The organism is Acinetobacter sp. B51(2017) (assembly GCF_003711395.1).
Taxonomy (GTDB): Bacteria; Pseudomonadota; Gammaproteobacteria; order Pseudomonadales; family Moraxellaceae; genus Acinetobacter.
Window position 1 is genome coordinate 28,197 of the sequence record NZ_PJRJ01000014.1, and the last position, 25,872, is coordinate 54,068.

Here is a 25,872-nt window from a genome sequence, read left to right on the forward strand (position 1 = left end):
TTTATAGGCTATGCCCTAAAGCTTTACCCATTTCAACCGCAGATGTTGCGCCAAATGCAGCATCCCATTGCATTTTATCTTTTTCAAATAACACTACAGCGGTAGAACCTAAATAGAAACGACCCAATTCTGCGCCTTTTTCTAAGAATAAATCATGCTGATTTAACTCTAAGCGACCTGTAGGTTTGACTTTACCTGTCGCGACGGTTTCAATGCCGGCCACAATCATCGCACCAACTAACACCACCGCCATACGACCAAGTTCGGTATCAAACAAGCACACCATACGTTCATTACGCGCAAATAAACCTGGGATGTTTTCGGCAGTGGTTTGATTTACAGAGAATAATTCACCTGGGACATAAAGTGTTTCTGTAAGGGTTCCGGCAAAGGGCATGTGTACACGGTGGTAATCTTTAGGTGATAAATACACTGTGGCAAATTGACCATTTTTAAACGGTTCAGCCAATTGTGGATCGGCAATCAGTTTTTCCACAGAAAAGCTTTGCCCTTTGGCTTGAAACACTTCGCCTTCAACAATCGTACCAATTTGTGAAATTGCACCATCGGCAGGTGACACAATACTGCGAGGATCTTGATCAACTTCACGCACGCCATCTTTTAATGCGCGGGTAAAAAATTCATTAAATGACTTATATTTTAAAGCATTGCTTTGTTCTGCAATCGACATATCAATGCCATATTGCGCTTTAAAAGCACTAATCACCGCATTTTTTACAATTGGATGTTCAGCTGCAGCCAACTTACCTACAATACGAGATAATTGATGCTGTGGCACAACGTTTTGCGCTTTAATAAAAATCTGTTGTTTTAAACGTGATGTGAGGCTCAAGACGGCAACTCTCCAGTAATAATCGGACTGTCGAGGCGATTGCCCCATTCACTCCATGCACCATCATAGGCGCGAATATTCCAACCTAACAAACGCCCTAAAATATAAGCCAATCCAGAACGATGATGCGACTGACAATACACCACCACAGGCTCATTCAGATTAAAACCCAAATGTTCTAAGCGTTGTTGGGTACGTTCTAAAGGATGCAATTTTAGATGATTTTGCCGATTAAGGGCAGTACTCCATTCAAAATGCAATGCACCTGGAATATGTCCACCACGGCGCGCAGCTAAACGTAGCCCTGTATATTCATCTTCGGTACGGCAATCCCAAATTTGGGTTTGATTATTTTGGACTAGCTCTAACAGCTCATCGTAATGTACTTGATATTGTAAATTGGTTTCCACTGGCAATAAATTTGCCACAGGTTCAAGCGTTGTCGCTTGCGATGATGTTGGCAATTCTGCCGCAAGCCATGCATGAATGCCGCCATTAATCAGACTGGTGTTCTCAAAGCCTAAACAATGCAAATTCCAAATTAAACGCCCTGCCCATGCGCCGCCCTCATCGTCATAAGCTACAACATGATGCTCAGGTGAAATCTGTAAAAATTCAATTAGTTGTTGTAATTGCGTGGTTTCTGGTAAAAGACCAGAGGCATATTCTTCTTGGCGCACCAACAACTTGGGTGCCAAATGCACAGCGCCCGGAATATGTAATTGTTCATGCACCGAACGACGACTTAAATCGACGATACGTAGTTGTGGATGTGCTAAAAATGGCACTAAATCTTCGGCTTCTATGAGTAAATCAAAATTTAAATCTGTCATCTTTATCGTCGTTATAGCAGCTACTGTCAAAATCTTAGCATAGCTGTTTATTATGATAATGCTGATTTCTTGCTAAGTTTTAGCAAAAAATCAGCGATAGCCACTACTTATTCGTCAGGTTCTTGAATATCAAATACTTGACGTAAATAAGCTAAGAAAGTGTCATTATCAGTCATGGTTTTACCCGGACTATCAGAAATTTTAGCCACCGACTGACGATTACACTCCACTAATTTTAAAACAATATTTAAAGGGGTTTGCCCCATATCATTGGTTAAGTTCGTGCCAATACCAAAGCTGACTTGGAAACGGTCTTTAAAGTATTGATGCAACTTCCATGCTTTTTCGACATTTAAACCATCACTAAAGGTCAACATTTTGGTTTTGCTGTCAATTTTCAGCTTTTTATAATGCTCATACGCTTTATCGCCCCATTCATAGGGGTCGCCACTGTCATGACGTAAACCATCAAACAATTTGGCAAAGTACAAGTCAAAGTCACGTAGGAAAGCATCCATCCCCACCACATCAGTTAAGGCAATTCCTAAATCACCACGGTATTCTTGTACCCAAGTTTCTAGTGCTGATTTTTGGAAATCACGTAAACGTACATCAAGCGCTTGAAAAGCTTGTAAGAACTCATGTGCCATGGTGCCAATTGGAATAATATTAAGCTCTTTGGCTAACAACACATTGCTGGTACCACGGAAAATATCCGGTACGGCTTTATGAAATTCTTGTACTACATGCTTTTGCCATTCAAAACTATAACGGCGGCGCGTGCCAAAATCTGATACCAAAAACGGCGGATCTTCAGGATCTTGTTGGCGTTGATAATCTTGCATTAAAGCAATTTTAGCTTTAAGACGACGTTCACCTTCTGCTAAAACCGCATCCGAACGAATCTTGCTAAAGTACAGTTCATTGACAATTGCCAAGACGAAGATTTCAAACATCATCGCTTGTACCATTGGGCCTTCGACCCAAATGTCTAAACGACCTTCGCTATCAATACCTGCTTTAATAAAGCGGCGCTTTAATTGGAATAATTCTAAATAATCAACAAAATCACTTTTGATAAAACGCAAGCTACGTAAATAAGTGAGCTCATCTTCTTTAAATTTTAGCTCACATAGGTAATCGAGTTGCTGTTGCAATTCCGGTAAAATATCAGCCAACGGATATTCAGTCTGTTCCAAATTACGGCAGCGGAAATGATACACACTATGCGTTTGTGGAAATTTGTGTAATACCACCTGCAGCATGGTGAATTTATACAGGTCGGTATCCAACAATGATCGAATTATCGGTTGCATGTTCTGCTCATGAAAAAGTCCTTTACTCACTATAAAAACTTAATCTTGAGTTGCAAATCAAAAAAAACGATTTTGCGCTATTTTTTCTGCTTTTTACCCGCCATCTAGCGAATTTTCTACAAAAAGCTATTTTACTTGCGTTGAAATAGGCATACATTAAGTTTGGCTTAATGATAAACCCTCAACAAGAGTGCTAACTGCATCACAAAAATTAACATAATATGTTAATTTTATGATTATTAGATATTTTTTTATTAGATTTTATTGCAATCGTTTTTCTTTTTATTTAGCATAGATTTGAGCAAAAATTTGATCATTTTTTTTGCAAATTTTTCATCATTTATTCTTTGTAACACCTCGGGGAATCCACATGGCTAAACTTACTTTAGACGAATTAGCAGAAATTGACGGTTTCGTAGCCGCTGCACTTGTAGACAGCTCAAGTGGTCTAGCGCTTGCAACTTTAGGTAGTGGTATTGATTTAGAATTAGCTGCGGCAGGCAATACCGAAGTGATTCGCGCTAAGGTAAAAACAGCGAAAGCTTTACAGTTAAATGATAAAATTGAAGATATTTTAATTACTTTAGGTAAGCAATATCACCTCATGCGTCCTTTAGATCGTAATGATGAGTTGTTCTTGTACCTTGTATTAGATCGTCAAAAATCTAACCTTGCAATGGCTCGTCACGAATTACGTAGCTTTGAAAAAGGTTTAGATTTTGCTTAATCGCAAATAAGACTCAAAAAAAAATCTGTCTTAATGACAGATTTTTTTTAGTCTAGCCCATATATTTAAGCATCTTTTTGGTCATGATTTAAATTGCCTTGCATTTGGGTAGAATAATCTACACCATGTTGTTTTAAATATTCACGAATAAGTTGACGTACCACTTGTGAAGGTTTTAAATCTTGACGCGCACATAATTCTTCAAAAGCTTGTTTCTTGATTGGGTCAATGAGTACGGTCAATCTTGCAGTCTTATTTTCCATCTTTTTAACAAACACTAAAAATTAATATTAAATTATAATAAGATTAACATTTATTTTTCTCAAGTCCTTATTGTACATCTTTTAGCTAAAATTAAAAAAGGCCGAATTTTCATCGACCTTGGATATACTCTGTGTGCTATTTAGTCGAGCAGTTGCTTTAGCTTTTGCTCTTGCCCGATCACTTTTGCAAATTCAGCCACAGTTTTTTGCCCTGTTTGCTTGGCATTTAAATCACAATCTACATTTTTTAATTGTTTGGCAATCGACCATTCAAGTTTGAAAATCGCACCCATCAATGCAGTATTGCCTTTGTTATCACGTAAGCAACGATCTGCCCCATGTTTTAATAGACTGCTAACAATATCTTGATGCCCATAATAAGTTGCCATCATCAGCGCGGTATAACCCTCATGGTTTTTTACATCAACGGGAAAACCATGTTTTAAAAATTCGTTAATCACTTCACTATTGCCAGTACGTGCTGCAGCAAAGAATAAATTAATCACATTTTGCTGTGCTTTGAGTGAGGCTTGCGGCGAAGTTTGTGCTTGCGTTTGTCCTACAGCCAAGCCTAGAGCTACAGTCAGCAGCATGCTTTTTAACAATTTCATGATCATTCCTATAGATAACTTGCGTGAGATAACAAAAACAAGTGCCTGTAAAACTCCCCTAGGGTGCAGGAAAGGAATTGAGTTTTACAGGACTTTTCGGAGGTGATTTCCTATATGGCGCACCAATCACCAATCTTTAGACCAATCGAAATTAGTCTTTTAAAGCTGCAGCTTTTGCTTTTACAGTTGCAAGGTTACCGTTGACTGCTTTGGTCATACGCGTACCGTAGTCTGCATCTGCTTTATAGAAGTAAGACAACATGATGTGCTTAGTTTCTGAATCTTTAACATTACCAAGATCAGCAGCTAAGTTCATGATTAAGTTATCTTTCTCTTTAGCAGAGTATGAACGGTAAAGTTCACCCGCTTGCTTAAAGTTTTGCTCTTTCACAGCACGTTGTTGAACTGTGCCAGAAAGTGGAGTTTCTACCGCACGCGCTTTAGGTGTAGATGGTTTTGGCTCAATACGGCTTGGTTCATAGTTCACATTAGATGTCGTACCGCCAACGTTCATGTAACCATCTTGGTTGTTGTTGTTTACAGCAACTAATGGACGGTTTACAGGGATTTGCTGGTGATTCGCACCTAAACGATACATTTGCGTATCTGAGTAAGAGAAGATACGACCTTGGAGTAGACGGTCTTCTGATGGCTCGATACCTGGTACTAAATTACCTGGGGCCAATGCCACTTGTTCCGTTTCTTGGAAGAAGTTTTTCGGCATACGGTTCAGCGTTAAAGTACCAACTTTAGTTTCTGGAACTAGGTTGGTTGGCCAGATTTTCGTTGGATCTAGTGGATCAAACTCAAACTTGCCTAGATCTTTAGGATCCAATACTTGGATATAAAGATCCCATTTCGGGAAGTTACCCGCGTTAATGTTTTTGTAAAGATCGTTGGTTAAGTGGTTGAAGTCTTTACCTTGTTGTTCCATCGCTTCTTTAACGTTCAGACCTTTCACGCCTTGTTTAGAGCGGAAGTTGAACTTCACGTATTTGTACTCGCCTTTTGCGTTATACAATTTGAACGCGTGTACACCAAAACCATCTTGTTCACGGTAGCTAGTAGGAACACCTTGGTTACCATACACGTAAGTTAACATGTTGGTTGCCCATGGTTGGCTCGACAAGAAGTCAAATACGCGGTTTGCGTCTTGAACGTTGTCAATTGGGCTTGGCTTCATGGCGTGAATAAAGTCAGGGAATTTGATGGCATCACGGATAAAGAATACTGGAGTTTGGTTACCCACTAAATCCCAGTTACCTTCTTGCGTGTAAAACTTAATCGCGAAACCATGCGGGTCACGTAGAGTTTCAGGCGAGTGTTTACCGTGAATTACGGTTGAGAAACGTAAGAATACAGGGGTTTTAGTTCCTGCTTTAAATAATGACGCAATCGTTAAGTCAGATAAATCTTTAGTTGCTACGAATTCACCGTAAGCACCTGTACCACGCGCGTGTACCACACGCTCAGGAATACGCTCACGACCAAAACGTTGTAATTTTTGGATTAATTGTACATCTTGTAATAATACAGAACCGTTAGGACCTGCAGTGATTGAGTTTTGGTTATCACCAACTGGTGCGCCGTTGTCTTTAGTTAATGGCGCTGCTTGAACACCAGCAGTCACTGCTGCAAGCATTGCAACGAGCAAAGAACGCTTAAACATGTTGTCATCTCTCAATAAATACCTTTCCTGCACGGCATAAGGTACTAAAATTTAGGTTAGAGGTAAAAATGATAATTTTTATTAGATTCATCGTTTTATTAAATACAAAATATTAAATTTTTATCAAAGGCTTAAAGACTAATATTTTTTATCATTACAGACAATTATGAGCTTTTGCTACAATAGATCGCAACGTAAGAATTATATGGTTTCGGTTAAATTATGCGTGCATTATTGCAACGGGTCTTAGAAGCAAAAGTAGTCGTTGACGGAGAAGTAACAGGGCAAATTGAGCAAGGAATTTTAGTTTTTTTAGGCTTGGGCAAAGACGATAATTTAAACAAAGGCAAAAAGCTGATTGATAAAATTTTAAAGTACCGTTTTTTTGATGATGAACAAGGCAAAATGGGTTGGAATGTCAGTCAAGCAGGTGGCGGTATTTTGTTGGTTTCACAGTTTACCTTAATGGCACAAACCCAAAAAGGCTTACGTCCTGATTTTGGCCCTGCTATGCCACCTCAAGATGCCAAACTGTTATATGAACAACTGGTCGACTACGCTAAATCACAATTTAAGCATATAGAGACAGGTATTTTTGCTGCCGATATGAAAGTACATTTGGTCAACGATGGGCCAGTGACTTTTAATTTGGAAGTTGAATAAATACCAAAAATTTAGCCCGCATTTGCGGGCTTTTTTTAACGAGCAATTTTTTCTTTAATCAAACGGCGTACTTGCTTAAATTTAGTTTTCACCTCTTTCGGCACCACCAACTGTGCAGTGCGATTGAGCCAAACCAATAAGCTAAAATCACCTTCCATTTTAATGGAGCCATTTTGTACCCCAGTCATAATCGCCGAAGTGTCACCCTTAAGCAAAGTTTTTACAGCTTGCTCACTGCTTTCAAATTGCAGCACAAAATCCGCAGCTTCTGCACGACCTGAAACGGTCGAAATCTCTCCATGATTAACAACAATTTGTCGCGCCATGCCATGGTCTGTAGCAATCTCTAAACGAAATTGGCGCTCTTTAATCAGCTCAATAAATTTAGGATTGCTACGTGACATTTGCTTCATGCGTAGAACTAATCCTGCAACCAATAAGTCAAGTGGATCGGTACTCACATCAACAAGCGGTAACTTCACCACAGGAAGATTTGGAAATTTCATTTAAGCTGCCTATTTTTAATTGTTTCTAAATTACGCATCCTAGCATAATTGTAAAAAATTTCTGTATAACAAGCGCTAATCTGTCATTTTTAGACTGTAAAATCTGCTTTAACGCGAAGCATCTGTTAAGTCTTGACCAGTATAGGCACACTGTTGTTCATCATATACTGGGGTATGTTCCCTATAGATTGGACTAGGTTTAATCTCTTGCTGTACCTTACGATCTTCTCGCAATAACAAAGCCAAAAGCGCAATCAGTAACATGATAATGCCTAGACCATAGCCCAGCATACTCGGTACATCAAACAACCACATTAAGCTTAAGGTCAAGGCCTCAATCAATACCGCGATGCTCGCCAAGATTATATAGCGTCGATCGCTGCTTAAAAAATACAGTGCAACAATCAACATCAATAACACAACAATGCTCATGAATTATCTCCTCAACTAAAATGACTTTCCTTTTAGTCTGAGGCGATTATGCCGAATTTAGGCTTGAAAAAAATCCAATCACACATGTGTTACGACACAAGATGTCGCTAAAAAAAATGCAACCCTTAGGCTGCATTTTTTGTTTAACTCAACACATTAGAGTGCATGAATTTCTTTGGCATGTACGCCCAATAGATAGAGTACGCCGTCTAAACCAATGTTTGAAATGGCGTGCTGTGCAGTTTGGCGTACTAGTGGCTTCGCATGATAAGCCACACCTAAACCTGCTAAACCCAGCATAGGTAAATCATTTGCACCATCACCTACCGCTACAGTTTGTTCTAAACTAAGCCCCATTTGTTCGGCAATTTTTCCTAAGAATAAAGCTTTACGTGCACCATCCATAATGTCGCCTTTGACTTCACCTGTCACTTTACCATCTTGAATATCTAAGACATTAGCATGTACTTCATCAAGACCTAACTTGGCTTGTAGATATTCGGCAAAATATTGGAAACCACCAGATAAAATTGCGGTACGGTAGCCCTGCGCTTTTAAAGTGGAGATTAAATGTGCTGCACCTTCGTTAACAGTCAGGCGCTCGGCAATACTGGCGAGTACAGAAGCATCCATACCTTTTAATAGCGCTACGCGTGCACGGAAGCTGGCTTGAAAATCTAACTCGCCTTGCATGGCACGTTCGGTAATTTCAGCCACTTGCTCACCTACACCCGCTTCTTTGGCCAACTCATCAATGACTTCTTGACCAATTAAAGTTGAATCCATATCAAAACAGATTAAACGACGTGGCTGGCAATAATCTGCGCTGGCTTGTAAAGCCAGATCAATCTGACGTTGCTGCGCTAAAGCTAACAGTGCTTGACGCATTGCCGATTCATCTGCAATTCGCCCCGCAAGTGTTAATTGTACACAAGCGCGCGCCGCTAAATTTTCTTGGGCTACAGATACAGGAAGACCCGTCAAACGGGCCTTATTTTTAATCATTAAACCTTGTGCAGTAAGCAATTCGGCAACAGCATCTACATCAGCAGTGCTGAGTTGGGTTGCCAATACTGTCAAAATGTAGTCGGCGTTTTTTACTTCACTTAGCCACTGTTCAGAAGGGATTAAAGACATGGTTTTAAAGCTCACAGTTAGGTCAATTTCATGTGCTAGATTAGAATTTCATGCTTGCCAGCGCGTGGCAAATGAATTTTCTAGAGCGACTATAATGCTTAAATTCAGTGATTTGTAAATAACAGTTTATCGAACAGTAAGAATTTGTCAGCAATGAGCGGACAATCGCTATCTGAATCGAGTAAACTGAGGCAGTTGGATGGACCCTAAAAATGATAAAAGAATGATTTCTCGCATGAATTAAGCGGGTCTTACACCACAACTATTGTTAGAATCATCATCGAAATTGAATCGAATTGCCTTGGAAGTTTACCTTGAATGCGCCTAGACAAGGGCTATTTGCTAGCCTACTCATTGTAAGTTTTGCTCTACACACCTTTTTATTGGTGTTAGCCACAACTCATCAGCTCAATGAAAACCGTGCCAATCAGGGTCAGCTGATGACCAGCCAATTGGTCACAGACAGCTTAACTGAGCTTGAACCGGCCAATACCGTATCCTTGGCCTTACTGGCCAATCGTTACGCAACCAACCCAAGCGTTGCCTCAATTCGCATTTTAGATGCCAATCAACAAGTTTTAGCCACAGGTGGATTATCTAAAACCCGTGATGGTCAGGTTTTTGTACGTGATGCCGTACAAAATGAGAAAAAAATCGGCAGTATTGAAATCACGTTAATTCAGCCAAGTATGGGCGAAATTTTACGTAATCAATGGTTGGCGATTTTAGCTTCACTGCTGATACATGCGCTGTTGTGGTTTATTTATCGTGCGATTGCCCGTCCAAGTCGTAAAGAATATTTAGAACGCATTAACAATGAAGCGCGGTTAAAACACGAGCTACAAAGCTTAAGCCAAGCTTTAGAGCAAGAAAAACACAATACCGCTTTAGCGTTGGCGCAAGCAGAAAATAGTACATCTAACAAGATTAAACCAAAAGAAATACGTGCTTTAGAGCTTGATCAAGCTGCGGTGGCTTTAAGTATTCAGTTTTATGATCCAAAGCAATTACTCAATTCGGTGAGTCCAACCGTTGCTGTGCCGTATTTTAACTTATGTCAGTTATTCTTAAATAAGAGCATTGACTTGTGCTTACAGCATTACAAACTCAATAGCCCTGATGTCACCATTTTACAAAGCTTTAATGAACACGGCGCAGTGTTGAGTGTGTCTTCAGAAAAAGCGGATGCGGTCAAATGCTTGGTGATGATTAGTAACGTATTTCAACTACTCTCAGAAGTGCTTTATAAGCGCTACCGTGAAGATAAACGCTTTGTGCTTCAAACTCGTACCGCCTTATCTAGCGCTGTTGCCTCAATGCATTTATCGGCACCACAAGCCGCAGAACGTTTGGTACAGCAACTGGTTGCTAAAGAAAGTGCTTTGCAACTCAGCAATGAGTCACTGAAACAATTAAGCGATCACTACGAGCTGGTGGCATTGCCTAATCCAAGTAATGCGCTTACCCGTCATGCCTTTATGATTAGCGGTATGGATGCTCAAACAGCACAAATTGCGCAAGATATCCGTAGTGAAATTTTAAAAAGTAAACAATCTAATCCAACATAAATCAAAAGGGATGCTGAGCATCCCTTTTTTATATTCTGATCACTTAGTCCTGCTTACGACTGGCCCAATAGGTAGCCAGCAAAGGCCCTGAAATATTGTGCCACAAGCTAAAAATAGCACTAGGTACTGCAGTCATTGGTGAGGCAGCAAAATGCACCGCAGCCAATGCCACTCCTAAACCTGAGTTTTGCATGCCCACTTCTATGGCTACCGCTTTGCTATCCGCATAAGGCAGTTTAAATAAACGACTTGCCCAATAACCTATCAAATAACCCAAAGCGTTGTGTAATATGACCACAGCTAAAATAAATAAACCTGATTCTAAGATTTGTCCTTTACTGCCAGCAATAATCGCAGCCACAATCAACACAATTGCCACCACAGAAATTAAGGGCATAACTGGCATATAATATTGAACCGTGTCCTTTAACAGAGTACGCACCACCAAACCTAATACAATTGGCAACAACACCACTTGTAAAATCGAAGTCAGCATCGACAATGCATTGATCTCAATCCACTGGCTCGCCAACAGATAAAAAATGATCGGGGTAAGCAGTGGTGCTAATAATGTCGAAACCGAAGTACAAGCTACCGACAGCGCAGTATTGCCCTTTGCCATATAGGTAATAACATTAGAGGCTGTGCCTCCCGGACAACAGCCTACCAAGATCACACCAATAGCAATTTCGGGTGGTAAATTAAACACTTTGCATAACATATATGCGAGGCTTGGCATGACAACAAACTGTGCTGCTACGCCAATCGCCACCGCTTTTGGACTCTGTAACACAGTCTTAAAGTCCGCCACCGTCATGGTCATGCCCATACCAAACATAATAATGCCCAGCATCCATGGGATATAGCTTTTAAGCCAGACAAAACTTGTTGGACTGAGCATCGCAAGCCCAGCAAATAACAACACCCAAAGCGCAAAGCTTTTTTGTAGTAGATGAGAAAACTTTAATAAGCCATTCATGCACAGTCACCTTGAGTGAGATAGGTTGGCACATCGACGGCTTGAATACGTTTTACCCCTGCGTGCAGCATTGCCTGCCATGCTTGTGCCAATGAGCCATCTAAATCAATGCCTTGACATGCATCTTGAACCACATATGTAGTGAAGCCAAGCTCAGCGCTATCTATGGCACTCCAAGCCACACAGAAATCTGTGGCAATGCCTACAACAAATACCTGTTGAATATCACGTTCTTTTAAATAGCCCGCCAATCCTGTCTTGGTTTTACGATCCGCTTCTTGAAAAGCTGAATAACTATCAATCTGCGCATTAAAGCCTTTACGGATAATTAACTGGGCATGTTGAATATTGAGATCGGGATGCAACTCTGCATCGGGTGTACCCTGCACGCAATGACTCGGCCATAACACTTGAGTGCCATAATCTAACTCAATTTGTTGATAAGCTTGCTTACCCACATGATTTTCGACAAAAGAGATATGATTGTGCGGATGCCAATCTTGGGTCAGCACCACATGAGTAAACTGCTGTGCCAGTTGATTAATGGTTGGAATAATGTGATCCGCGTGAGCAACGGCTAAGTTGCCGCCCGGAGTAAAGCCATTTTGTACATCAACAACTAACAATACACTGTGATGGTTCATGTCAGATCCCTTGCAATTGGTATTTGTCAAAATGTAGCTGATCTAGGGCTGAAGATGCTATTGATTTTTTTAGACAAAAAAATAGCCCACATCACTGTGAGCTATGTCAAGGTTGAAACGTTTTAAACTTTTGCAGCAACTGCTTGTGGTTGCATACGTTTTACTAAAATCAGCATAAAGATTGCTGAGATCACGATACATGGAATAGCTGCTGAAATTACCCCAGCTGCACCAAAACCTGCCGCGAGAAGCTGACCTGCGATTGCAGGCCCAAGCATGGCACCCACACGACCTACCGCAGAGGCAACACCAACACCTGTTGCACGTACTTCAGTTGGATAAACGATACCGCCAAAAGCATACAGTACACCTTGGCAACCAATCACGAAGGCACCTACCAATGCAGAAGCTAAATACATTTGCGTTAAAGCACTTGCCGCATTCAGAGCAAATAGACCCGCTAAGATACCGCCGTACATCAACAAGATCACATATGCTTTTTTCCAGCGGTCAGTTAATACACCTAAAATCACTGTACCGACTGTTGCACTTGCCATGAAGTAGAACTGCGCCGTTGCACCTTCTTGACGGCTGAAGCCAAGCTCGGTAAACAACGATGGTAACCAACTCAGCATAATGTAAACTACCATCAGCGTGAAGAAGTAGCTCACCCAAATTAAGATGGTACGTAAGCGGTTTTCAGCATTAAATAAATCTTTAAAAGATGCTTGAGGTTGAGCTTGAGTCGTTGTTTTGTCTTGCGCTTTTAAGAATTCTTTAGATTCAGGCAATAACCACATCATCACTGGAATCACGATGATGGGTAATAAACCACCTAAATAGAAAATATTTTTCCAGTCCGAACCAAATTCTGTCGTTGCAATCAACGATAAAATTGCTGCACCCACAGGCATACCACAGTACATTAAGCCCACTGCACGACCACGATTTTGAGGTGTAACAGCTTCAGAGGCTAAGGTAATTAGAATCGGCATCGCTGCACCCAAACCTGCACCTGCTAAGAAACGTACTGCAAGTAAGCTATTAAAACTGTTTACCCATACTGTGCAGAGCGTAAATACTGCAAAAATTGCTGTCGATAAAATTAAGACCTTTTTACGTCCAATACGATCTGCGAGTCGACCACCGACCAGTGCTCCGGGCAATAAACCCAAAATCCCTGCACTAAAGAAAACACCGAGTTGAGAGCTATTTAAGCCAAAGCTTTCTCGAATTCCTGCCGCAGCAATACCTGCAGCCTGAATATCTAGCCCTTCAATTACGGCAATAAGGAAACAAATCGCGACAGTAATCACCGCATGTTTGTTATCTGATCTTTGCATTGGATACTCCTTACTTGCAATCAGTGGCCAACTTGGGCGGCCATCATGGCGAAAATTGCAAGCGGATACGAGCTATCAATAAGTTTAAGATGTCAGCAAATTTAGCGCCTATTTAGCCAATATCACCACCCAATTGATTACAAAGTTAGCCCTTTGCTACAATGGACATATAGTCTTAAAAGCAATTAATAAAACTATAAATTTGAATACTTGTTCTAATCAATCAGGTGTGATTAGTTTGTAGTGGCGCAGTTATAGCAATAAGGCTGTCAAAATTTTAAGAGTTAAAATCGATTATTAATTAGTATTAAACAATCATTTTCTATTATTTTATAAATTATAATTTATAATCAAAATGTCTATATTGATTCTTTTTTAGTCTTAAAAATCACTTTAAAACCTCGCTAAGCTACCAGCAGTCAGCTTTAGAGCGTTTTTTGCCGTAAGGATCAAGTAACAAATATTATGAAAATCTCTAGTTTTTCGACAGAATTTGCTTTAATTTGATGGGGTCAAATAGCAAATTTTTTTAATTTCTAGAAAAACGTAGTTTTTTTCTAAAGCTTTAGACATTGTTTTTAGCATCGATGAAAAAAGTGTATTGTTCTTATGCGTTTCATCAGTCATAATTTAGCTAAGTAAGCCTCTCGTTCAAAAAAGAGCATTGATTTACTTAGAAATCACAAATAAATCCATCCAAATTCATGTTTTTCTAACCGTACTCGGATGGACAAATAGGATATTTTGCAAATGACTCAGCAAGCACAGACCATTCAGGGTTCAATTGTCGCAATCGTCACCCCCATGTTTGAAGATGGCAGCGTAGATTGGAAGGGTCTTGAGAAGCTCGTTGAGTGGCACATTGCACAAGGTACTAACAGTATCGTTGCAGTGGGTACAACGGGCGAAGCCTCTACGCTTAGCATGGCGGAACACACACAAGTGATCAAAGAAATCATTCGTGTTGCCAATAAACGCATTCCTATTATTGCTGGTACTGGCGCGAACTCAACACACGAAGCCATTGAACTGACCAAAGAAGCCAAAGAGCTTGGTGCGGATGCAGCTTTATTGGTGACGCCTTATTATAACAAGCCAACCCAAGAAGGTTTATACCAACATTATAAGGCAGTTGCAGAAGCAGTTGATCTACCACAGATTCTTTATAATGTTCCAGGCCGTACTGGCGTGGATATGCATAACGATACTGTCATTCGTTTGGCTGATATTCCACAAATCGTGGGTATTAAAGATGCGACGGGTGATGTAGCACGCGGTGCTGAACTGATTGCTGGCTTACAAGGTAAAAATATGACCGTGTATTCAGGTGATGATGCTACTGCTTATCAACTGATTGAAAAAGGCGCGCGCGGTAATATTTCTGTGACTGCTAATATTGCTCCTAAAGCAATGAGCGAACTATGTGCAGCCGCTCTCAGTGGTGATCATGCTCAAGCCGCCGCTTTAAATGGCAAAGTTGCAAATCTTCACAATATTTTATTTTGTGAATCAAACCCAATTCCTGTGAAATGGGCACTTCATGAAATGGGTCTAGTAGAAACAGGTATTCGCTTACCTTTAACACCACTGGCTCAAGCCTATCGCGCACCACTTCGTGAAGCACTCAAAGAAGTGGGCCTCATTTAATAAGAGCAAATTATGATGCAATTACGTTTTGGTTTTATCCTTGCACTTTCTGCGATCAGCTTAACAGGCTGTAGTTCTGTTGCGCTTAAAAATGGTTCATTGGACTATAAACAAGCAACTGAATTAAATGCCTTGCAATATCCTGAAGGTTCAATGGTACGCCCAGCAACGCCTTTGTATCCTGCTCCAACGGTTGATCCTTTAGCACTCGAGCACGCTCCTGTGCTCGCTAATGCTCAAGGTACCCGCTTTGCCCTACCTCGTCCACAATCAGTTCAGCCACAAACTAGCAATTCGGTAATGGCAGTAACACCACGCCCAAGCCCATTAATGGATGGTAACCAAAATCCATTATTGAAAATGGAAGGTGAAGCAAGCGAAATTTGGCAATACACACTTGCCACTTTAAGTAGCTTAAATTACCGCGTATTAAGCCAAAGCAAGAATGGTTATGAAGCAAGTATTCAGGTTGATGGTCAAACTGTATTACTTAAATTAACCTCGCTTGGCTCTACCCAAACGCTGGCTGTATTCAATACTGATAGCAGTTTTGCCGACAAAGATGTTGCCGCTCAATTGTTGACCCAAATTTACCAAAATTGGCCAGCCTAGTCGTACTAGGCTTTTTTTTTGCAAGTAAAAGGTTCCCCCTCATGTTAAAACAAACCTTGCTCTATACTGGTAAAGCTAAATCTGTTTATGAAACAGATAGTGCAGATCATTTAGTATTAGTCTTCCGCGATGATGCTTCGGCATTCAATGGTGAAAAGATTGAACAGCTCGCGCGTAAAGGTAAGGTGAACAACCGTTTTAACGCCTTTATCATGGAAAAACTTGCTGCTGCCGGCATCGAAACTCACTTTGAAAAACTTTTGACTCCAAATGAAGTTTTAGTGAAAAAGTTAGACATGATTCCTGTGGAATGTGTGATTCGTAACTATGCAGCAGGTTCACTATGCCGTCGTTTAGGTGTAGAAGAAGGTAAAGAATTAACTCCACCTACTTTCGAATTGTTCTTTAAAGATGACGCGCTTGGCGATCCAATGGTGAATGAGTCACAAGCGATTGCATTAGGTTGGGCAACTGCAGAACAACTTGCGCGTATGAAAGAACTCACTTACCAAGTGAATGAAGTACTTAAAGCATTATTTGCTGAAGGCAATATGCTATTAGTTGACTTTAAACTTGAATTTGGTGTGTTCCACGATCGTATTGTACTTGGTGATGAATTCTCTCCAGACGGTTGCCGTTTATGGGATAAAGACACTAAGAAAAAACTAGATAAAGACCGTTTCCGTCAAGGCCTAGGCGGTGTGGTTGAAGCCTATGAAGAAGTTGCTACCCGTATTGGTATCGACTTATCTGATATCTAATAGTTTAATTAGATGCAAAAAACCGAAGCCTAGGCTTCGGTTTTTTTGTTATAAAAATACAGTTCCCGGCTGATAACCGACGTATTTACCATACAAAATTGCGATCCATACACAGATTACAAATAACAAAATTAAACGCGTCATAATGCTAAAACAGGACATACCTGTACGATTTTTTGACATCCTTGTCACCTAAGCTTTGTATTATTGTTGTTGTTCACTCCAGCGCCTTTGTTGTAAACGCTCTGCTTCTACCTCACGTTTATTACGTGCTGATTGATATAACTTAGTGCCTTTTAGTTCGGGCGGCAAATAGTCCTGTGTGACAAAATGTTCAGGGTAATCGTGTGGATATAAATAATTGACCCCATAGCCTTGATCTTGCATTAGCTGTGTAGGTGCATTACGTAAATGTAGCGGCACGGCCAAATTGGCAGTTTTTTCTGCTAATTCCATAGCACGGTTAATGGCTAAATACGTACTGTTACTTTTAGCACTGGTGGCTAAATACACTGCGGTTTGCGCTAAAATAATCCTCGCTTCTGGCATACCAATCGCTTGAACTGAGCGGAAACACTCACCCGCCAATAACAACGCATTTGGATTAGAATTGCCAATATCCTCAGAAGCTGCAATCAACATGCGCCGTGCAATAAACACAGGATCTTCACCACCCTTTAACATTCGTGCCAACCAATACACAGCTGCATCAGGGTCACTGCCGCGAATTGATTTAATCAGCGCCGAAACCAAGTCATAGTGCTGCTCACCAGCTTTATCGTAACGCGCAATACTTTGCTGTGCGACACGTACCACAACCGCATTATCAATAATATTTTCTACCTCAGGCTCAAAAGTGCTGGCAATCAAATCAAGTAGATTTAATGCCTTACGCGCATCACCTGCGGCAAACTGGATTAAAGCGTCAAACTCACCAATTTGAATAAAACGCTGCTTTAAAAATGCATCATGGTTCAAAGCATGGCGTAATAAGTTTTCAATCGCAGTTTCATCCAATGCATTTAAGCGATACACCTGACAACGTGATAACAATGCGTTATTGACTTCAAAAGAGGGATTTTCTGTCGTTGCACCAATTAAGGTAATTTTGCCTTTTTCAACAGCACCTAATAACGCATCTTGCTGAGATTTATTAAAACGATGAATTTCATCAATAAAAACTACAGGTGTAATTAAATCACCACTCTCTGCAATCACCTCCCGTAGTTCTTTGACGCCCGTATTTAAGGCCGACAGGCTCACAAAAGGACGATCCACAGCTTGAGCAAGTAACAATGCAAGCGTGGTTTTACCTACGCCAGGTGGACCCCAAAAAATAATTGAGGGTAAATGCCCCTGATCAATCATTTGTCTAAAGGGTGCGTGTTCGCCAAGTAAATGATCTTGACCAATAATCTGTGACAAATCACGTGGTCTTAAGCGTTCTGGTAGCGGAATTAGATGATCAGACATAGCAATATTATTGTAGTAAACTTGAGTTAAAGTCTACTATGTAATTTCAGGCGATAGCTATAAATTACGCTATGACTTGGCTAGATAAATGTTTTAATTTTATGATCATAAAATAGTATTTTTTTGTTACCTATCGGTAAAATTTACTTTACTAATATTTAGCATTTAGATATTTATTGCTATACTTCGGCAAAGTATCATTCGCATATTTTTACCGTTTTTTCAAGAGTGTAACCAACAAAAAAATGAAATCCTCGCTCACCAATAAGCGTACTCTTTCTCTCCCTCAGGATTTCGCAGCAAAGCCTCAAAACTCATTACGTTTGTTACAAACCCAACTCTATCCAATGCTCAATGCACTAAACCTTGTGCCGCAAATGATCTGGGTTAAAACTAAATCAAAGCAACACTTTTGCAATCAAACACTTTGCTCTTATATTGGTGTAGAACTTGATCTATTACCAACCAATGCTTGGGAAAATTTTGTCCATCCAGAAGACCGCGAACCGTTACGCTGTGTCTGGCAACAGTCTATTGTATTAGGTGAAGACTTTAATTTTGAATGTCGTATTCGACATACAGAAGATCAATATGAATGGTTTAAAGTTCATGTGAAATTAAGTCCCCATCAAGACATTGAGTGGATCTTAACTTGTGACAATATTCATCAATACATGTTGCAAAAACAATTACAACAACAACAGCTGATAGCGCAACAAAAATTTCTGGATAGTAGTGCCGATTGCATTAAGGTTTTAAACCCCGATGGTCATCTAAATGATATCAATCAATTTGGGCATGAAACCTTATTTACACCACATGAAGATACAGGCAGTCTATTCAGCTTATTAGATCAAACTGTGCAACCCCAAGTACAAAAGGCCTTAATTAAAGTACAAGAGGGCCAACCGGTGCGGTTTACTGCGATCACGCAGGGCAGCGGACGTGCGCCTTATTATTGGGACAATTTACTGACGCCAATGCTCAACGAAGATGGGCAAGTTAAAGAAATTCTATGTATCTCAAGAGAGATGCGCCAGCAAACGCTGACCGAAAAACGTCTTGAATATGCATATACTTTTGACGATTTAACCAAACTGTATAATCGACGTGCGTTTAATGATTTACTAGAAACTGCACTTGAACAAGCCGATCAAGAGAAAAGTTGTGTTGGGCTGATCATGTTAGATTTAGATTATTTTAAGAATCTAAATGATACGCTTGGACATTTGGCGGGTGATCACTTACTGCAAGTATTTGCATACCGTTTAAGAAAGGCTCTACCTAAGCCTATGATTGTATCGCGCTTTGGTAATGATGAGTTTGCTGTGATTATTCCTAACTTAGCGTCTAAACAGCAATTAATTACCTATGCACAACGTGCAGCAGCACAACTTGATGCACCGATTTATTATGCAGGTCAGTATATTAATGGCGGCATTAGTATTGGTTGTGCGAGCTATCCCGAAGATGCTAAGAATTTGACCCATTTAGTGCGCTGTGCCGATACTGCCTTAAATGACTTAAAACAAACTGGGCGTGGCGGCATCTTATTGTTTAATGAGCATATGCTCTATAGCTTGCAACATACTGCCCAGCAATTAAATTTAGCGCGTGAGATTTTGCGTAATGATAGCATCATGCCCTATTACCAACCTAAAATAGATCTCAAAAGCAGGGCGATTATTGGATTTGAAGCGCTATTACGCTGGTCTGATGAACAGCAACAGGTACACACCCCAGCACAGATCGAACAGGCCTTTGAAGATTATGAGCTGGCAACGCGTTTAAGCGAAACCATGCAACGTAAAGTGTTTAGCGACTTAAAACACTGTTTAAGCCATAACATCGCGCTTCATCCCATCGCGATTAATGCCGCACCAGTAGAGTTTTTACGCGACAACTATGCAGAGACACTCTTAAGTCGTTTACTTGAATATCAAATTGACCCGCAACTAATTGAAATTGAAATTACCGAGCAAAGCTTAGAAGTACGTGGTGCTACATATGTATTACGTGCTTTAGAACAACTCAAGCAAGCGGGAATTCGTATTGCCTTAGATGACTTTGGTACGGGACATTCTTCGCTGACTCGCTTAAAAGATTATCCAATTGATATCTTAAAAATTGACCGTAGCTTTATTGAAAAAATGCACGCTGACCCAGCGATTTTAGCGATTGTAAGCGCTATTGGACAGTTGGGACCAAAGCTTAAAATTGAAATTTTAGCCGAAGGGATCGAAAAACTTGAGCATGTTAGCACTTTGCAAAACTGCCAATGCGCCACTGGACAAGGCTTCTATTTCTATAGACCTATGCCGCTGCAAGACATTAAAAAAATTATGGGTGGAGTTTAACGCACCCAACGCACGATATAATCTTCAATCTCATCTTCCACTATATCTTGTTCGGAAATACAACGCCCTGCTACTGATTTACGTGCTTTAATCACATTATCACGTGAACCCGTGTTTAAATAATGCCAGCTTGGTAAAGGTTTATTTTCGCTTAAACGTCGATAAGCACAGCTATTAGGTAGCCAATGAATGGTTTTTAATTTTTCTGGGCTAAGTTGAATACAATCAGGTACATAATCTAAGCGATCTGTATAATTACTACAGTGCCCAGTCGCACAATCGAGTAATTTACACGCGACTTTGGTGTAGGCAACTTGATTGCTTTCTTCGTCTTCCAATTTAATTAAACAGCACAAACCACAGCCATCACATAGGGCTTCCCACTCAGCAGGATTGAGTTGCTCAAGGCGATAATTTTTCCAAAACTCTGGACGTAATACTGTGCTCATAAATCTAAAAACTAACAATTCAAGCGTCATTATAACAGGATCAACAATAAAGTTATTGCATCACCTGAGCAGCAAATAAACTTGAAAAAGCCTGTAAATCGAACATTTAATCAACAAAAGCCAAACAATAGATGGCGTGTCGTCTCCCTATACTAAATATCTGATAAAAACAACATGAGGGAAAAAGATATGTTTCGTTGGGCGATTATTTTTGCCGTCATCGCTTTAATTGCCAGCTTGCTTGGCTTTGGTGGTGTTGCCGGTTTATCTAAAGATTTTGCCGTGATTCTATTAGTGGTAGCTGTCATTTTGGCTATTGTTGGTTTCTTTTCCCGCAAGGTCTAAGCAACAAAATCAGTATAAAAAAGAAGAAGCCTGCTTCTTCTTTTTTTTTGTGTAATGTTGTACAACTAAAGTCAAAGATAAACATATAGAAAAAAGGAAAATTTTTCATGGCCTTAACGATCAAAACACGTGAGATCAACTATAGCGCAGCAGATGGTAGCCAGCTGATTGGCTATTTTGCTGCCCCAGAAAATGGACAAAATCTAGCTGCGGTTTTAGTCGCACCAGAATGGTGGGGACGCAATAGTTATACCGAACAACGTGCACGTGAATTGGCCGAACAAGGCTATGCCGCTTTCGCCATTGATATGTATGGCGATAAAAAATCAACGACCGAAGCCAACCAAGCCAATGAATGGATGACACAAACCTTTGCGCAACCCAACACCATTGTAGAACGTGCAACTGCCGCTCTAAATACCCTCGCCGAACAACCAGAAGTCAATGCTGATAAACTCGCAGCGATTGGCTTTTGCTATGGTGGTAAAGTGGTGCTGGATTTAGCGCGTTCAGGTGCGCCTTTACAGGCAATAGCAACTTTCCATGCTGCCTTAGGTGCGCAAACACCTGCTGAGGAAGGCAAAGTTAGAGCCGAAATTTTAGTTTTACACGGCGAGCTAGATAGCATGGTGACTTTAGATGATGTTGCTAAATTTAGAGCGGAAATGCATAACGCAAAAGTTGAACACGAAGTGATTGTATTTGAAGATGCTAAACATGGTTTTAGTAATCCACAAGCAGATGAACGGGCCCAAGCCAATGGCGTAGATCTAGGCTATAACCCACAAGCAGAAACGGAAAGTTTAGCGGCAATGTACGCTTTACTCACACGTCGTTTAGCTTAATACCATAATAAGATAAGGAGAATCACTATGACAGAATGTATCTATTGCGACTTTGATGACTATGATGTAATTGCAAAGAATGACTTTGGTGTAGTTTTGCCAGAACCAAAACCATTGTCACAAGGTCATTGTGTGATTATTCCACTGCGCCATGTATCATCATTTTTTGAAGTGACTGATAAAGAACGTAAAAGCTTAATGTCATTATTAGAATTGGCTCGTAATGAGTTAGTGCTACGTCATCAACCTGCGGGTTTTCATGTGGGCTTTAATGATGGCGCGGTCTTTGGTCAACAAGCCGAACATTTACATGTACACATTATTCCGCGTTATGAAGGTAAGCCACTACAACTGGATGAGCGTTGGGGCATGAGCGCTTAAATCCACACGTCCTTATCTGACGCAAGCAAGATGATGCCTCGGCATCATCTTTTTTTATGCGATATACTGAGCGGCTATTTTTTAACTTGAGCCAGTATGAGTCAATTTCGTTTTTCTGATGCTTTATTAGCATGGTTTGATGTGCATGGTCGGCATGATCTGCCGTGGCAAGTCGCAGATGATCCCTATAAAGTTTGGGTTTCCGAGATCATGTTGCAACAAACTCAAGTCAAAACTGTACTGCAATATTTTGATCGTTTTATTGAGCGTTTTCCTACAGTTAATGCTTTAGGCACAGCCAGTTGGGATGACGTCGCACCCTATTGGGCGGGTCTTGGTTACTATGCGCGGGCACGTAATTTGCATAAAGCTGCCGGTATTGTCGCCAGTCAAGGGCATTTTCCCGAAACGCTAGAGCAATGGATTGCTTTGCCCGGTATTGGTCGTTCTACTGCTGGGGCATTAATGTCACTCGGTTTACGTCAATATGGCGTGATTATGGACGGTAATGTAAAACGTGTTTTGGCACGCTTTTTTGCTATTGAAGATGATCTGTCTAAACCTATACATGAACGCAATATGTGGCAAATTGCCGAAGAGCTTTGTCCCAAAGAACGCAACCATGATTACACCCAAGCGATTATGGACTTGGGCGCGACTGTATGTACACCTAAAAAGCCACTGTGTTTATATTGTCCAATGCAGGCGCATTGTCAGGCACATCAACAAGGTTTAGAACAACAATTACCTTTTAAAAAAGCCAAAAAGCCTGTGCCTGTTAAATCTGCACAAGTATTGTTACTCAAAGATCAAGATGAATGGTTATGGCAACAACGTCCTAATAGTGGCTTATGGGGTGGTTTATGGTGCTTACCGATTATTGAGGAACCACAGCAATTTCAAGACTTGTGCCAAAGTTTAGGTTTAAAAACTGTGTTCAAACGCAGCGAGATTAGCCATAGTTTTACCCATTTTACTTGGCAACTCGAAGCGGTATGTTTTGAGGTAGATACTGATCAACAAGAACATCTCTCTCTAGAGTTGGGCGGTAATTGGTTGAAGCCAGAAACTGCAAGCCAAATGGGCATTCCGACTGCGATGAAGAAATTGATTAATGCGGTAAATCTATGACATATTCAGCACAGATAAAACAACAATAAGGATCAATCTGTGCTGTATAAACTTTTCGCGCTCTTCGGTTTAAGTTTGATTTTAGTGGCTTGTACTACACACCCACCCGCGCCTCCACCTATCCCTAAAGACCCTGCTTTAGATCTGAAAAATACCCCATTACCTAAAAAACTACCTATCCCAGTACAGGGTATTCAAGCGCAGCAATTAAGCGATACTTGGGGCGCATCGCGTGGCCAAGGACGTCTTCATGAAGGCATTGATATCATGGCACCTCGTGGCACAAAAGTACTCAGTGCGACAGAAGGCGTGATTGCCGACTTACGTAATAACAATTTGGGTGGTAAAGTAATTTGGATATTGGGGCCAAGTTCCAGTTGGCATTACTATGCACATTTAGATGCGCAGCGTAGTGACCTAAAAGTTGGCGATTATGTGCGCCGCGGTGAACATATTGGCTTTGTGGGCAATACGGGCAATGCTCAAGCGACTGCTCCACATCTGCATTACGGTATTTATTTACAGGGTAAAGGTCGTGGTGCGGTCAATCCATTTTTGTATTTACGTTAATTTTAGGAAGTTTTCATGTCAGAAGCGTTGATCAATCGTCTGGTAGAGTTTGCTGAATCAGGCAATCAACAAAAAATTGTGTTGGCAGGTCAAAGCTATCAAGGCTGGATCATGGAAATTAGCGACGAAGCCTTACAAATCAGTACTGGCTTTGCTGAAAAAACTGGTAAAGATGTCTGGATTGATTTTAATGATTTAAATACTGCCCAGCTGTGGTTTTGGGATAACAAACAAGATCAATGGGTTGAGTTTAAACTCTAGTCTGCTCATTCAGGAGGAGCAACGATGTTAAAACGCTGTTCATGGTGCTCCACCGATCCGCTGTATCAAGCTTACCATGACCTCGAATGGGGTCATCCTGTTTATCAAGAACCATTGCTGTTTGAAATGCTGTGTTTAGAAGGTCAACAAGCCGGTTTATCTTGGCTGACGGTACTTAAAAAACGCAGGAGTTATCGGCAGCATTTTTTCCAATATCCAATTGCGGATATTGCCAAGATTTCAGACCAAGATTTAGCACTTAAAGCCCAAGATCCTCAGTTGATTCGTCATTTGGCAAAACTCACAGCCATTCGTGACAACGCTATTGCATGGCAAACCATGTCAAAAAAAGGCTTCTTTTTACCTGAATGGTTATGGCAATTTTCTGGTGAGCAGCGACCTTGTAATCCTGTTAATGCCAATCAGCCCGTGGCGACCTCTACCGAAGCCAGTATTGCCATGTCTAAAGCACTTAAACGGCATGGTTTTAAATTTGTTGGCCCAACCATTTGTTATGCATTTATGCAAGCCGTGGGCATGGTCAATGACCATGATGATGACTGTCACTTTAAATATCCAACCAAAGCTCAATTTGTGTAATTATTTGATTTAAAAATAATATGTATAAAAAATGTGTTTAACTTTCAGAACCTTCTAGCTTATTTAACTTGATCAGCATATATTTAATGCTATTGTTCAATCAGTAAACCTGTTTAGGTTACGTTATAAAAATGCGTCCTGTTAGACGTATTGATCTTGAGAATTTTTGAGAAAACTTATGAGTAAAGCCTTACCCATCGCTGTTGCAGTGCTTTTAGGCGGTGCTGCTCTAGTACCTGTTTACTATGCATCACAAAATCCAGCGACTTTAAGCGCTAAAGCCGATCCAAATGCTAAACCGATTGCTAAAATTAGCTATGCTTTAGGTTATGAAGTTGCCCATCAAACTCCACCTGAGTTAGATGTAAATAGCTTTGTTGCAGGTATTCGTGATGGTCATGCCCGTACTCAACCGGCATATACAGAACAACAATTACAACAAGCCTATGAGCAATTCCAAAAAGACATGCAAGAACAGCAAACTGCTGCTTCAAGCGAAGCGAAAGCTTCAAGCGATGCATTTTTAACTGAAAACAAAAGCAAACCAGGCGTTAAAACCACTGCTTCAGGTTTACAGTACAAAATTACCCAAGAAGGTACAGGTAAATCACCTACCGCTAATTCTGTTGTAAAAGTACATTACACTGGTAAATTGGTAGATGGTACAGTATTTGATAGTTCGGTTGAACGTGGTGAGCCAATTGAATTCCCGCTCAATCAAGTGATTGCAGGCTGGACTGAAGGTTTACAACTCATGAAAGAAGGCTCAAAAGCCACTTTATATATTCCAAGCAATTTAGGTTATGGCGAACAAGGTGCATCAGGCATGATCCCGCCAAACAGTACCTTAATTTTTGATGTTGAACTGATTGAAGTGAAATAATTCAATCCAGCAT

29 protein-coding genes and 1 pseudogene are annotated in these 25,872 nt (G+C 40.6%); 15 read left to right on the forward strand and 15 right to left on the reverse strand.

Features of this window, described 5'->3' with window-relative positions:
* Window position 1: 1 nt before the first annotated feature.
* The 3 genes from asd to pncB form a co-directional block, all read right to left on the reverse strand.
* Complete coding sequence (gene asd / locus CYK47_RS08345; RefSeq protein ID WP_122900719.1) at window positions 2–853, reverse strand: archaetidylserine decarboxylase; 852 nt, start codon at window positions 851–853, stop codon at window positions 2–4.
* Window positions 850–1,686: a sulfurtransferase gene (locus CYK47_RS08350; RefSeq protein ID WP_122900721.1), complete on the reverse strand. Its 837-nt coding sequence runs from the start codon at window positions 1,684–1,686 to the stop codon at window positions 850–852. The genes asd and CYK47_RS08350 overlap by 4 nt, the downstream gene beginning before the upstream one ends.
* A 107-nt stretch (window positions 1,687–1,793) precedes the next feature.
* Entirely contained in the window at window positions 1,794–3,002 is a 1,209-nt protein-coding gene (gene pncB / locus CYK47_RS08355; RefSeq protein ID WP_122900723.1) for a nicotinate phosphoribosyltransferase, read from the reverse strand.
* 370 nt (window positions 3,003–3,372) lie between these two features.
* Here pncB and CYK47_RS08360 point away from each other — a divergent pair, with 370 nt between their 5' ends.
* Window positions 3,373–3,729, forward strand: a complete 357-nt coding sequence (locus CYK47_RS08360; RefSeq protein ID WP_122900725.1) for a roadblock/LC7 domain-containing protein — start codon at window positions 3,373–3,375, stop codon at window positions 3,727–3,729.
* 65 nt (window positions 3,730–3,794) lie between these two features.
* Here CYK47_RS08360 and CYK47_RS08365 read toward each other — a convergent pair whose 3' ends face one another.
* The 3 genes from CYK47_RS08365 to CYK47_RS08375 all read right to left on the reverse strand — a co-directional run bounded on the left by CYK47_RS08365 (window position 3,795) and on the right by CYK47_RS08375 (window position 6,272).
* A complete protein-coding gene (locus tag CYK47_RS08365; RefSeq protein WP_122900727.1) occupies window positions 3,795–3,992 on the reverse strand; it encodes a ribbon-helix-helix protein in 198 nt (65 codons plus the stop codon).
* A gap of 140 nt (window positions 3,993–4,132) precedes the next feature.
* Window positions 4,133–4,603 carry an ankyrin repeat domain-containing protein gene (locus CYK47_RS08370; protein WP_122900729.1) on the reverse strand — a complete coding sequence of 157 codons (471 nt, stop codon included), beginning with the start codon at window positions 4,601–4,603 and terminating at the stop codon, window positions 4,133–4,135.
* Between the two features lie 151 nt (window positions 4,604–4,754).
* On the reverse strand, window positions 4,755–6,272 hold the full coding sequence (locus CYK47_RS08375; RefSeq protein WP_122900731.1) for a catalase: 1,518 nt from the start codon (window positions 6,270–6,272) through the stop codon (window positions 4,755–4,757).
* A gap of 222 nt (window positions 6,273–6,494) precedes the next feature.
* Here CYK47_RS08375 and dtd point away from each other — a divergent pair, with 222 nt between their 5' ends.
* The gene (gene dtd, locus CYK47_RS08380; protein WP_122900733.1) at window positions 6,495–6,935 is read left to right on the forward strand and encodes a D-aminoacyl-tRNA deacylase; all 441 of its coding nucleotides are present in this window, start codon (window positions 6,495–6,497) and stop codon (window positions 6,933–6,935) included.
* Window positions 6,936–6,970: 35 nt separating this feature from the next.
* On the opposite strand, the gene CYK47_RS08385 is transcribed toward dtd, so the two are convergent.
* The 3 genes and pseudogenes from CYK47_RS08385 to serB form a co-directional block, all read right to left on the reverse strand.
* Window positions 6,971–7,441, reverse strand: coding sequence for an SCP-2 sterol transfer family protein (locus tag CYK47_RS08385; RefSeq protein WP_122900735.1), 471 nt, complete (start codon window positions 7,439–7,441; stop codon window positions 6,971–6,973).
* Between the two features lie 108 nt (window positions 7,442–7,549).
* Window positions 7,550–7,873: a hypothetical protein gene (locus tag CYK47_RS08390; protein WP_122900737.1), complete on the reverse strand. Its 324-nt coding sequence runs from the start codon at window positions 7,871–7,873 to the stop codon at window positions 7,550–7,552.
* 156 nt (window positions 7,874–8,029) lie between these two features.
* Window positions 8,030–9,247: pseudogene (gene serB / locus CYK47_RS08395) on the reverse strand (phosphoserine phosphatase SerB).
* Between the two features lie 77 nt (window positions 9,248–9,324).
* On the opposite strand from serB, the gene CYK47_RS08400 reads away from it, so the two are divergent.
* Complete coding sequence (locus tag CYK47_RS08400) at window positions 9,325–10,578, forward strand: hypothetical protein (protein WP_122900739.1); 1,254 nt, start codon at window positions 9,325–9,327, stop codon at window positions 10,576–10,578.
* A 43-nt stretch (window positions 10,579–10,621) separates the two neighbouring features.
* Here the strand turns inward: CYK47_RS08400 and CYK47_RS08405 are convergent, their stop codons facing one another.
* The 3 genes from CYK47_RS08405 to mhpT all read right to left on the reverse strand — a co-directional run bounded on the left by CYK47_RS08405 (window position 10,622) and on the right by mhpT (window position 13,544).
* Window positions 10,622–11,557 (reverse strand): bile acid:sodium symporter family protein, encoded by a 936-nt coding sequence (locus CYK47_RS08405; RefSeq protein ID WP_122900741.1) that lies wholly within the window; start codon window positions 11,555–11,557, stop codon window positions 10,622–10,624.
* Complete coding sequence (gene pncA / locus CYK47_RS08410) at window positions 11,554–12,201, reverse strand: bifunctional nicotinamidase/pyrazinamidase (protein ID WP_122900743.1); 648 nt, start codon at window positions 12,199–12,201, stop codon at window positions 11,554–11,556. The genes CYK47_RS08405 and pncA overlap by 4 nt, the downstream gene beginning before the upstream one ends.
* A 122-nt stretch (window positions 12,202–12,323) precedes the next feature.
* The gene (mhpT, locus tag CYK47_RS08415) at window positions 12,324–13,544 is read right to left on the reverse strand and encodes a 3-(3-hydroxy-phenyl)propionate transporter MhpT (protein ID WP_122900745.1); all 1,221 of its coding nucleotides are present in this window, start codon (window positions 13,542–13,544) and stop codon (window positions 12,324–12,326) included.
* A gap of 750 nt (window positions 13,545–14,294) precedes the next feature.
* Here mhpT and dapA point away from each other — a divergent pair.
* The 3 genes from dapA to purC are packed head-to-tail and all read left to right on the forward strand — an operon-like array spanning window position 14,295 to window position 16,564.
* Window positions 14,295–15,191: a 4-hydroxy-tetrahydrodipicolinate synthase gene (gene dapA, locus CYK47_RS08420; protein WP_122900747.1), complete on the forward strand. Its 897-nt coding sequence runs from the start codon at window positions 14,295–14,297 to the stop codon at window positions 15,189–15,191.
* Window positions 15,192–15,206: 15 nt separating this feature from the next.
* Window positions 15,207–15,803, forward strand: coding sequence for a lipoprotein-34 precursor (NlpB) (locus CYK47_RS08425; RefSeq protein WP_122900750.1), 597 nt, complete (start codon window positions 15,207–15,209; stop codon window positions 15,801–15,803).
* A 41-nt stretch (window positions 15,804–15,844) separates the two neighbouring features.
* Complete coding sequence (purC, locus tag CYK47_RS08430) at window positions 15,845–16,564, forward strand: phosphoribosylaminoimidazolesuccinocarboxamide synthase (protein ID WP_122900752.1); 720 nt, start codon at window positions 15,845–15,847, stop codon at window positions 16,562–16,564.
* Between the two features lie 48 nt (window positions 16,565–16,612).
* On the opposite strand, the gene CYK47_RS15775 is transcribed toward purC, so the two are convergent.
* Both CYK47_RS15775 and CYK47_RS08435 read right to left on the reverse strand, forming a co-directional pair.
* Window positions 16,613–16,747: a hypothetical protein gene (locus tag CYK47_RS15775; protein WP_267313881.1), complete on the reverse strand. Its 135-nt coding sequence runs from the start codon at window positions 16,745–16,747 to the stop codon at window positions 16,613–16,615.
* Between the two features lie 21 nt (window positions 16,748–16,768).
* A complete protein-coding gene (locus CYK47_RS08435) occupies window positions 16,769–18,037 on the reverse strand; it encodes a replication-associated recombination protein A (RefSeq protein WP_122900754.1) in 1,269 nt (422 codons plus the stop codon).
* A 245-nt stretch (window positions 18,038–18,282) separates the two neighbouring features.
* Here CYK47_RS08435 and CYK47_RS08440 point away from each other — a divergent pair, with 245 nt between their 5' ends.
* Entirely contained in the window at window positions 18,283–20,394 is a 2,112-nt protein-coding gene (locus tag CYK47_RS08440; protein WP_122900756.1) for an EAL domain-containing protein, read from the forward strand.
* Here the strand turns inward: CYK47_RS08440 and CYK47_RS08445 are convergent.
* Window positions 20,391–20,843, reverse strand: coding sequence for a YcgN family cysteine cluster protein (locus tag CYK47_RS08445; RefSeq protein ID WP_122900833.1), 453 nt, complete (start codon window positions 20,841–20,843; stop codon window positions 20,391–20,393). The two genes, CYK47_RS08440 and CYK47_RS08445, sit on opposite strands and share 4 nt — an antisense overlap.
* 189 nt (window positions 20,844–21,032) lie before the next feature.
* On the opposite strand from CYK47_RS08445, the gene CYK47_RS08450 reads away from it, so the two are divergent.
* The 8 genes from CYK47_RS08450 to bamJ all read left to right on the forward strand — a co-directional run bounded on the left by CYK47_RS08450 (window position 21,033) and on the right by bamJ (window position 25,859).
* Window positions 21,033–21,188 (forward strand): DUF1328 domain-containing protein, encoded by a 156-nt coding sequence (locus CYK47_RS08450; RefSeq protein WP_122900757.1) that lies wholly within the window; start codon window positions 21,033–21,035, stop codon window positions 21,186–21,188.
* A 107-nt stretch (window positions 21,189–21,295) separates the two neighbouring features.
* On the forward strand, window positions 21,296–22,033 hold the full coding sequence (locus CYK47_RS08455; RefSeq protein WP_122900759.1) for a dienelactone hydrolase family protein: 738 nt from the start codon (window positions 21,296–21,298) through the stop codon (window positions 22,031–22,033).
* Between the two features lie 27 nt (window positions 22,034–22,060).
* The gene (locus CYK47_RS08460) at window positions 22,061–22,414 is read left to right on the forward strand and encodes an HIT family protein (RefSeq protein WP_122900761.1); all 354 of its coding nucleotides are present in this window, start codon (window positions 22,061–22,063) and stop codon (window positions 22,412–22,414) included.
* A gap of 96 nt (window positions 22,415–22,510) precedes the next feature.
* On the forward strand, window positions 22,511–23,545 hold the full coding sequence (mutY, locus tag CYK47_RS08465; RefSeq protein WP_122900763.1) for an A/G-specific adenine glycosylase: 1,035 nt from the start codon (window positions 22,511–22,513) through the stop codon (window positions 23,543–23,545).
* A gap of 39 nt (window positions 23,546–23,584) precedes the next feature.
* Complete coding sequence (locus CYK47_RS08470; RefSeq protein ID WP_502697055.1) at window positions 23,585–24,115, forward strand: M23 family metallopeptidase; 531 nt, start codon at window positions 23,585–23,587, stop codon at window positions 24,113–24,115.
* A 15-nt stretch (window positions 24,116–24,130) separates the two neighbouring features.
* Window positions 24,131–24,376 carry a hypothetical protein gene (locus tag CYK47_RS08475; RefSeq protein ID WP_122900764.1) on the forward strand — a complete coding sequence of 82 codons (246 nt, stop codon included), beginning with the start codon at window positions 24,131–24,133 and terminating at the stop codon, window positions 24,374–24,376.
* A gap of 24 nt (window positions 24,377–24,400) precedes the next feature.
* Window positions 24,401–24,976, forward strand: a complete 576-nt coding sequence (locus CYK47_RS08480; RefSeq protein WP_122900766.1) for a DNA-3-methyladenine glycosylase I — start codon at window positions 24,401–24,403, stop codon at window positions 24,974–24,976.
* A gap of 178 nt (window positions 24,977–25,154) precedes the next feature.
* Window positions 25,155–25,859 (forward strand): BamJ family beta-barrel-assembly machinery protein, encoded by a 705-nt coding sequence (gene bamJ, locus CYK47_RS08485; RefSeq protein ID WP_122900768.1) that lies wholly within the window; start codon window positions 25,155–25,157, stop codon window positions 25,857–25,859.
* Window positions 25,860–25,872: the final 13 nt, after the last annotated feature.